Below are 8,355 nucleotides of genomic sequence, written 5' to 3' on the forward strand. Positions count from 1 at the left end.
GGGCACGTCCGACCAGTCGTCCTCGAAGGATTTTTGCGCAAATTTAGCGTTTTTTACGCCGTAAATTTGAGCGTTCTCGCGGGCGAATTCCAGCATTTTGCGCGAAAAGTCGTAGCCGTAAATTTGATCCACCTTTTCCGCCGCCAGCACGCTTAGCGCGCTCGCGCCGCATGCGAAATCAAGCAGCGTAGAAACGCCAGTAAAATCGACCTTGTCTATAAACTCGCGCGCGTAGGCGCTTTTCATCACGCCCTCGTTGAAGCTCGGCGCCTTTTTGTCCCAATGCTCGGCTAGTTTTTTGCCGAACGAGCTTTTTGCCTTTTGCGCCTTATAAAGCGCGTCAAAGTCGATCTCATCGTAGTTTGAAGGTAAAATCATAACTATCCTTTCTAAAATTTTGCGGGCAGATCGCACCGATTTTTTCGTTAAATTTTAGCGTAAATTTATGCGCATGCTCAAACCTACCTAAATTTCAAACCGCCCGGCAAAAAGTGTTAAGGCAAGCCCACCTCTGTGTATTTTATCCGCTCGAAATTCTTTAAATTTCACCGAACGATCGTAGATAAATCTTAAAAAGCCTGTTCATAAATCAAAATGCTCGCGCTTGCTCGCTCCGCTTTTAAATCACCGCTCAAATTTATTGCAAAGCCTCCAATCTAGCCGCTATCACCTTTTGCATCGCTTGATTTTTCTTGTTTTTGGCTAAAATTTGCAGCCTCCTTTTGCCGATGCGCTTGTCGGCGGCCTTTAGGATATTCGCAAGCCCCCATTCGTCGGCACCAAAGTGCTTTGCAAACAGCTCCTCTTTGGGCGTGTCGATATATTCGCGTATAAGCTCGCCGATGTCGCTTATGTCGTTACCATACGGATAAATTTTTGTTAGAGCGCTCCGTGCTAAGCTTTTTACGCCGCCGCTTTTTAGCATGAAATCCTTCGGGTAATCAAAAATAATCTCGCCCGCAAGCGTGATAAAATATCGCGGCAAATCCGTGCTGCCGCGTCTGCTTTGCATCCTATAAACCGTGCAGCGAAGCTTAAAATCAATGCTTTCATCTACGCGTTCGTAAAGTTGTTTTGCAAGCTTGCTCCAGCGTTTCATTTTGCCCCCTTATCTATTTGTCGCCTCTTGCGGTTTCGCGCGTAGCTTTTGCCGCCCTTTGCGATGATCGCGCCTGAAATCTCCGCGCCTTTTCTATTTTTTTGCAAATCTGCTTCGTAAATCTGCCGCGCTAAACGGTCTCCCAAAATCTAGACTCCGTCTTGATCGCGTCTCGGTTTTTCTCGCGTAAAATTTGTAAAAATTCTTTAAAGCTCGGCTCAAAAATCGAAGCGGCGGGCACAAATTTATACTCGCTCGCGCCGTCTTGCCGGGGCTTGTTCGTGCTGCCGTGTTCAAGCTCGCTCGCGCCGCTCGCAAAGCGGATCCGCCAAATCCTAGCATGATTTATCCGAATTTTTGTGACTTCAAGCGCTAAAATTTGCTCAAATTTATACCTCGCCGCGAGCTTCTGTCCGTCAAAAACGTAGATGAAATCCTGATCGAACCAAAGGCTCTCGCACGAGATAAAAAACCGCTCCAGCCAGAACAAAAACGGTCGCACGGAAAGCCTTTTTACCGCGCCTGCTTCGCTTATCCCATCTATCGCGGCAAGCCGGTGCTGGTTAAGCTTGCGAGGGTTGCGCCAAAAAAGCGTCCAAGTAATCCCACCCAGAAGTAAAACGCTAAAAATTACGATTAAAATTTGAATTAAAGCTTCAGCCATTTAAAATTCTAAGTCCTTTTATAAATGCAAATTTCGCCTCCGTATCGCCCACAAACGAACTCCTGCTAAAATCCGCCTCCGCGCCGTTTGCAAGCTCCTCGTAAAGCTTATAAAATCGCCCTTTGTAGGTGCAATCGCTTAGACAGATGTTGAAAAACGCCTCCGCCGCGTCCTTGCCGCCGAAATAATATACAAAGTAGATCGGGCACAGATCGAAGGCGCTTAGATTTTTGTTAAATTTAGCTCCGCGTTGCGTCATAAACTCCACCGCCTTGCGCTTGTCCTCAAAAAGCTCAAAAATAGGCAGCGCGTAGTCCTTGATAGCCGCACTAATCTCGCAAACGCTGGGCTCAAAGTTAGCGCCCGCGAGCTGCCAGTCGCGAAACTGCCTGCGCGGCGTGAGATAGCTCAGGTGCGATACGAAAACAAGATCGGTCGAGTAGGACAGCTCCTCTTGCATCAGCTTTTTTAGGCGCTTGCAGTAGATCGCGATCTGCGGCAGGATGCTCACGCTGCCGGCGTAGTTGCGCATACTGGAGCTAAAATAAATCTCAAATAAAATCTCCTTATCGCTTGCGATCTTCGTTAGTTTTTGCCCCTTTTGCGTGGGCTTGAAGTCCGTAAAATTTGCCGCAATCTCGGCGCAGCCGTTTAAAAATATCTCTCGCGGAGTCATGATTTTCCTTTAAATTTATCGTTTAAATTTAGACCTTTTGCTCGTTAGCAATTCGGTTTACCGCTTACGTTACCGCAGTCGCGATCCGCATCTTATCGGCGCGCCGTTTGCCGCCGAAAAGTTATTCTATACGCGCAATTTTACCCCAATTCGGCTAAATTTAACGGCGCTACGCGCCCGTAAAGTTTATAATCTATCCTCATATCTTTCGTAGTTTATGCCGTAAATTTTATCGATATTTTCGGCATTTATGAGCTGCTCACTGCGCCCGAAAGCTAAAATTTCGCCGTCTTTTATAAATAGCGTCAAATTTGAAACAAATTTCGCGTGGCGCGGATAGTGAGTCGTCTGCACGAAGGTGTAACCCTCGTCGCCTAGCGCTTTTATCATCTCGAGCAGCCTAATTTGATTGCCAAAGTCCAGCCCGTTGGTCGGCTCGTCCGTAAAGATCACTTTCGCGCCCTGAACCAGCGTGCGCGCGATGTATGCCAGCTGGCGCTCGCCGCCGCTAACCCTCGTGTAGGGCACATTTTTTAGATGCGCGATACCCATCTTTTCCAGCGCCTGCTCGGCTAGCTTTTTATCCGCCGCACTAAAGCTAGAAAACAGCGGCGTCCTGCACAGCGCACCCATCAGAGCGACGTCAAAGACGCTGTAGTCATAGGACGGAGCGTGCGTCTGTGGCACGTAGGCGACGAGTGAGGCGAGCCCCTTTTTGCCGTAGTCGCGCACGCTTTTGCCGCCGATCAGCACCTCGCCTTCAAATTTTAAAAATCCGAGCATTATGCGAAGCAGAGTGCTTTTGCCGCTACCGTTGGCGCCCAGGATACTTAGCGTATCACCCGTCGCGACGTCAAAGCTGATGCCCTTTAGTACGGGCTTGCCCTGGTAGGCAAAGCGTAAATTTCGCACTTCTATCAAATTTTCTCGCATCAAAAGTTCCTCTTGGCGCGGCGAAGCACGATGATAAACATCGGGATGCCAAATAGCGAGGTAACGATACCGATAGGAATCTCAAAGGTAAAAATGAGCCGCGAGAAGCTGTCGCAAAAGAGCAAAAATACAGCGCCGATCATCGCCGAGCTAGTCAGAACCGCGCGGTTGTCGGCACCGAAGATAAAGCGCGCGATGTGCGGCACGATAAGTCCGATCCAGCCGATGATGCCCGCGATCGTCACGCTAAGCGCGCTAACGAAGGTGGCGACTAGGATGATGAAAATTTTAACCCGCGCCGTGTTTACGCCCAGGCTCTTTGCCTCCTCTTCGCCAAGGCTTAGCGCGTTTAGGTATTTGCCGCTAAGCGCCAGCAGCGAAATGCCCGCGCACATCGGTAAGATCGAAATTTGAATAAAGCTTTTAGATGCAAAGCCGAGGCTTCCCATCAAAAAATAGGTGATCGCGGGAAGCGCGTCGTTTGGATCTGCGGCGTATTTTAGCACCGAGAGTAGCGAAGTAAAAAGAGAGCCGCTGATGACGCCGCCAAGAACTAGCACGATGACGCTACCGCCGCGCGAATACAGCGCCGAAACGCCCAGCGCCACGGCCACGGCAAGAAAGCCGAAGCCAAAGGTGCTAAGCTGGATGAGATATTCGTTAAATTTGAAAAACATCCCGACCGCCGCGCCAAATCCCGCGCCGCTTAGAACGCCTAGTATCGAGGGGCTTACGAGCGGGTTAACAAACATCGCCTGATACGCAGCGCCGCTGATCGCAAGGCTCGCGCCGATGAGTACGCAGGCAAGTATGCGCGGCAGGCGAATTTCAAGCAAGAGCGTGTGCATGACCTCGAAATCTTTTAAGCTTTCGCCTCGCAGCAGCGCCGCAACGTAGCGTGCGTAATCGCCCACGCTAAAGCCGTATTTGCCCAGCAGCAGCGAGCACGCGACGCAAAGCGCCAGCAGCAGGGCCAAAAACGCAAACGCCCTTTTGCTCATCTTTCTTTACTCACTCGGCGCCCCGTCCTAGAATTTTATAAATTTGCGCGTCTGTGAGCTCAAGATCCAAAAATAGCTTGTAAAACTCGCGCGTCTCGCGGACCATGTCAAATTTAAACGCTTCGGGGTAGATTAAATTTACCAGCCATTTTAGCCCCAAAAACCGCATAAATGAAGGCGGGCGATCAAACCACGAAAATGGCTCGCGCGGGATGTAGTAGGCTTTTTTGTTTTTCACCGCGCCCAGCAGCCGCCACTTCGGATCGTCGTAAATTTTATCAAATAGCTCCTTTTCGTAGATGAGGATGACGTCCGGGTCGTATTTTACGAGCTGCTCGAAGCTGATCTTTACGCGCCCGAAGGATTTGGCGTTTGGATCCTCGCTGCACTTATGCACGTTCTGCGCACCGGCTCGCTCGATTAACGCCCCGTGCCATGAGCCCTCGCACTCGGTGGCTAGCCCATCGCTACCCTGCGCGTAGTAAATTTTTACCTTCTGAAGGTTGTTTTTCTTAATGTACTCCTCGATCTGCGCGGTCAAATTTAGCGATTCGCGTGCGTAGTTTATGAGACGTGCGGCGCGCTCCTGCTTGCCCGTCACTTCGCCTAAAATTTCAAACCCGTCCAGATAATCCTCGAGCTTCGTCGCGCTTAGATAGAGCATCGGCTTTTTGATCGAGCCGAAGACCTCGCTTATCTTTTTGGTGTTGCGCGAGCTTGCGTTTACGAGGATGAGACCCGGGTTTAGGCGTAGCAGCATCTCGACGTTTGGAATTTTACCCTGGCCGAAAAAGCCGCCCACGACGGGCTGCTCTTGCACCTCTTTTTTGACGTAGGGCCGCTCGTAGTCGTTCCATTCGAAATTCGTGCCGCTGATTTTAGCGGGATCAAGCGCGTAAAGCATATATAAAAGCGGCGGCGAACTGGCGTAAATTTTAGACGGAGTGCCCTGCAACTGCTCTATGTTTTCGCTGTTTTGAGCGATGTAGTCCTTGATCTGCGCCTCGCTCAGAGCAAAAAGCATGCTCGCGGCGCAGAGAAATAGAAATATTTTTTTCACCGTTTTTCCTTTTAAAATTTTTGATTTTGCAAGTATAGCAAAAGAAATTTTAAAATAGATTTATCTTCGATAGATGCCTATTTAGCCGCTAAATTTTAAAATTTAGCGGCGGTGATTTTAGATTGCTCGGCGCAAAATTTGAGCTTTAAAATTTGAAAAGTTAAATTTAAAGCAGGCGGGCAGTATGAGATGAAGATCAAAACCGCTCGCCCGCGGAGTTCAATGAAAAGGCAAAATGCCGCCGCCGTTTAAACCTGAATTAAAATTTATATCTGATGTTTGAGAAAAATACGCGACCCTCCTCAGGATAGCCCTCGTCGTACTCGTAGTTTTTATCAAACGGGTTCGATACTCCCGCCTCTAGACTTAAGTTTTCGATCGGCTCGTACGTGAGCTTTAAATTTGTAACGCCAAAGCCCGCCAGTCTGGTCTCTTCTTTGGATAGGACGTATTTGCCGGATGAGATATATTGCGACATATATGCAGATAGCTTAGGCGTGATTTTATAATCTACGTATAAGAAAGCCTTGTGTTTCGGCAGATCATACACTTTGGCGTCGCTTTTATCGTTTTTAACTATAAGATAGGAGTAGTTGCCGCCTATCTCAAGATCCTTCGTCGCAAAATATCCCGTGCTAAACTCAAAGCCTTTGTGGGTCGATCTATCGATATTTACGATCATATCTCTAGTTTGACCGTTTCGCGTCTCTTTTCTAAGCCCGAATGCGTCTTTGATCTTTGAATAAAATACCGCCGTTTCGAGCCTTAGCGTATCGCCGAACATCCTTTGATAATCTATTTCGTAGTGGTTTGCTACCTCCGGACGAAGCGCTGGGTTTGCGAAGGTTCGGCCAAATCTCTCGCTATATCTGTCTTTCATGCTCGGAAAATAGGTCTTTTTTGCGTAGCTTAAGCTAAGCTCATCATTGCCGTCGAAGCTTTGTTTAAATATCGCCTGATAATTGAAAGCCGTTTCCTTTTTCAGATCCGTAAAGCTATAAAAATGCGGTCTTCTAGCTAAAATAGAGCCGTATTTTTCGGCCTTTTTCGGATCTCTAATGTCATAATCAATGCCTAAAATGAGTTTGTTATAATCGGTAAATTTATACGTATTTTCCAAAGCGAAGCTATACATAGCGTCCTGAGTCGTTTGGATCGGCTCGCCGTCGTTGTGCTCTTTGTGCTCGTCAAATTTATAATTGAGCGCAAATTTGAGTGTATCTTGCTCTACGACGTCGCCTCCGATCTCCGCGCCCGCGCCGTAGGAGTGGTCTCGATAGTGGCTGTTAAATGCGCGTCTCGTTCTTTGCGTGCTGTAGGTTTTGTCGTCGAATGATCTTAAATCGTTTTTGAATTGATCGTAATACGCTTTCGTATTTACGTATAAGCTACCCGCAATTTGCGTATGCGAGAGGAAGTAGAGGCTCTGTTTATCCCACATAGGCCAATCCCAATATCTACTCCAATCCAAATAGCGGCCCGCATAACGAGGGGCCTGTTTTCTGCCTTTTTGATTGATATAGCTGATGGCGTATTCGTCGGTTTCGTTCGGCGTAAGACCCACTTTAAGTCCGATTTTTTTGTCTCTTTGGATGGAGTTATCGCGTCTGCCGCCGTCTTCATCTTTGTTTATAGGCATGCGAAATTTAGACGAAAGCTGCTGGCCTCTGTCTTCAAAAAAGCTTCCGCTTACCTGTGCATAGAATAAATTTTGCTTAGTACCGACGCTAAAATCTACGTTGTTGCCGATAGTTTTGCCGCTTTTGCCGCTTTCAACTCCATAACCGATCTCGCCTTCTAGCTCTTTGCTAGGCTTTTTGGTGATCAAATTTATCGCGCCGCCCATAGTATTTGGTCCGTAAAGCACCGAGCTAGCGCCCTTGGAGATTACGATGCGCGACAGATCAAACGTCGTAAATCGTCCGTAATCGATATAGCCGTCGTAAGGGATATAAACGGGAATTCCGTCGATAAAGACGGGCACTCTTCTGGCGTTAAAGCCGCGAACATAGAAGGTCTGCTCGGCTCTTCCGCCGCCGCCTTTGCTTATTTGTAGTCCCGGCGTGCTCTCGGCTACCTCGGAAAGACGCTTGATCTCGTTTTTCTTCAGCTTCTCTTCGTCGATCACCGCGACGCTCGTGTCGCTTTCTTGGACCTTATCGCCGATTTTCGACGTGACTTCGATCTCGCCTAGATTAAAAATTTCGCCGTGAAGCGCGACGGCGGCTATGACGGCAAACAGACAGCTCTTTTTCATCGAAAACTCCCTTGAGTAAAATTATTTTGATATATCGCAAGAAATCTGATTTTTATGCATTTTTAATGCATCGATATATGAAAAGAATTTTATTCAATATATGTTAAAAGAAGCTTAAATTTAGAGGGCTGTATAAACGAAATTTTAACGAAACCTGCAAAGTGCGACGAGAAGATATTTTAAGGACGGATCGCGCGAGCACGTCAAAATCTTAAGCTTGGAAACGAATGCGTCTAATGCGCGAGCAGCTAGCCTTGCGGCGAGGAGCATGCAGAGGGGCCGCCATATCGGTCTTATCGAGCGGTAGAATAGATATTTGCGCCGTTTGCGGGGTTTTTCCGTAGCAATTTGCGTATTTTTGATCGTACGGCTTGCGTTTTTCGACACTCGACACTCGGTGTGAGGGGTGAGGGGTGAGGGGTGAGGGGTGAGGATCGCCGCCTTGCAGTTCGCGGAAAGGTCTGAATTTTGCGCGAGGGCGGGCTTGCGCGATGAGTTGGCCTTGCATTAGGGGTAGAATTTTGAGCAAGATACGGGCTTTGGGTCGGTCGCAACCCAAGATCGCGCAGCTTTGCGAGCCATGAAATTTTTAAATTTCATATGCAGTACGCGCGCAGGGGGGGGGTAGGATTTTGACGTGGGCCGATCCCATGCGAGCGGACGCC

8 protein-coding genes are annotated in these 8,355 nt (G+C 48.3%); all 8 read right to left on the reverse strand.

The features are described from left to right. A partial coding sequence (locus Q0614_RS09825) for a methyltransferase domain-containing protein (protein ID WP_298788382.1) occupies window positions 1–378 on the reverse strand: 378 nt, incomplete at its 3' end. Window positions 379–637: 259 nt separating this feature from the next. Further along, the gene (locus Q0614_RS09830) at window positions 638–1,099 is read right to left on the reverse strand and encodes a hypothetical protein (RefSeq protein WP_298788383.1); all 462 of its coding nucleotides are present in this window, start codon (window positions 1,097–1,099) and stop codon (window positions 638–640) included. A 130-nt stretch (window positions 1,100–1,229) separates the two neighbouring features. After that, a complete protein-coding gene (locus tag Q0614_RS09835; protein WP_298788384.1) occupies window positions 1,230–1,763 on the reverse strand; it encodes a hypothetical protein in 534 nt (177 codons plus the stop codon). Then, window positions 1,756–2,439, reverse strand: coding sequence for a hypothetical protein (locus tag Q0614_RS09840; RefSeq protein ID WP_298788386.1), 684 nt, complete (start codon window positions 2,437–2,439; stop codon window positions 1,756–1,758). Before Q0614_RS09840 ends, Q0614_RS09835 begins: the two co-directional genes overlap by 8 nt. A gap of 186 nt (window positions 2,440–2,625) precedes the next feature. Next, window positions 2,626–3,372, reverse strand: coding sequence for an ABC transporter ATP-binding protein (locus tag Q0614_RS09845; RefSeq protein ID WP_298788389.1), 747 nt, complete (start codon window positions 3,370–3,372; stop codon window positions 2,626–2,628). Next, window positions 3,372–4,373 carry an iron ABC transporter permease gene (locus tag Q0614_RS09850; RefSeq protein WP_298788391.1) on the reverse strand — a complete coding sequence of 334 codons (1,002 nt, stop codon included), beginning with the start codon at window positions 4,371–4,373 and terminating at the stop codon, window positions 3,372–3,374. Before Q0614_RS09850 ends, Q0614_RS09845 begins: the two co-directional genes overlap by 1 nt. A 10-nt stretch (window positions 4,374–4,383) precedes the next feature. Then, window positions 4,384–5,433: an ABC transporter substrate-binding protein gene (locus Q0614_RS09855; RefSeq protein WP_298788393.1), complete on the reverse strand. Its 1,050-nt coding sequence runs from the start codon at window positions 5,431–5,433 to the stop codon at window positions 4,384–4,386. Window positions 5,434–5,692: 259 nt separating this feature from the next. Then, on the reverse strand, window positions 5,693–7,690 hold the full coding sequence (locus Q0614_RS09860; protein ID WP_298788395.1) for a TonB-dependent receptor: 1,998 nt from the start codon (window positions 7,688–7,690) through the stop codon (window positions 5,693–5,695). Between the last annotated feature and the right edge of the window lie 665 nt (window positions 7,691–8,355).

Source organism: uncultured Campylobacter sp. (genome assembly GCF_937997595.1).
Taxonomy (GTDB): domain Bacteria; phylum Campylobacterota; class Campylobacteria; order Campylobacterales; family Campylobacteraceae; genus Campylobacter_B.

Excerpts from the sequence above, each read along its gene's own strand:
- Q0614_RS09830 (WP_298788383.1), bottom strand. The coding sequence starts at position 1,099 with ATGAAACGCTGGAGCAAGCTTGCAAAACAACTTTACGAACGCGTAGAT.
- Q0614_RS09835 (WP_298788384.1), bottom strand. The coding sequence starts at position 1,763 with ATGGCTGAAGCTTTAATTCAAATTTTAATCGTAATTTTTAGCGTTTTA.
- Q0614_RS09840 (WP_298788386.1), bottom strand. The coding sequence starts at position 2,439 with ATGACTCCGCGAGAGATATTTTTAAACGGCTGCGCCGAGATTGCGGCA.
- Q0614_RS09845 (WP_298788389.1), bottom strand. The coding sequence starts at position 3,372 with ATGCGAGAAAATTTGATAGAAGTGCGAAATTTACGCTTTGCCTACCAG.
- Q0614_RS09850 (WP_298788391.1), bottom strand. The coding sequence starts at position 4,373 with ATGAGCAAAAGGGCGTTTGCGTTTTTGGCCCTGCTGCTGGCGCTTTGC.
- Q0614_RS09860 (WP_298788395.1), bottom strand. The coding sequence starts at position 7,690 with ATGAAAAAGAGCTGTCTGTTTGCCGTCATAGCCGCCGTCGCGCTTCAC.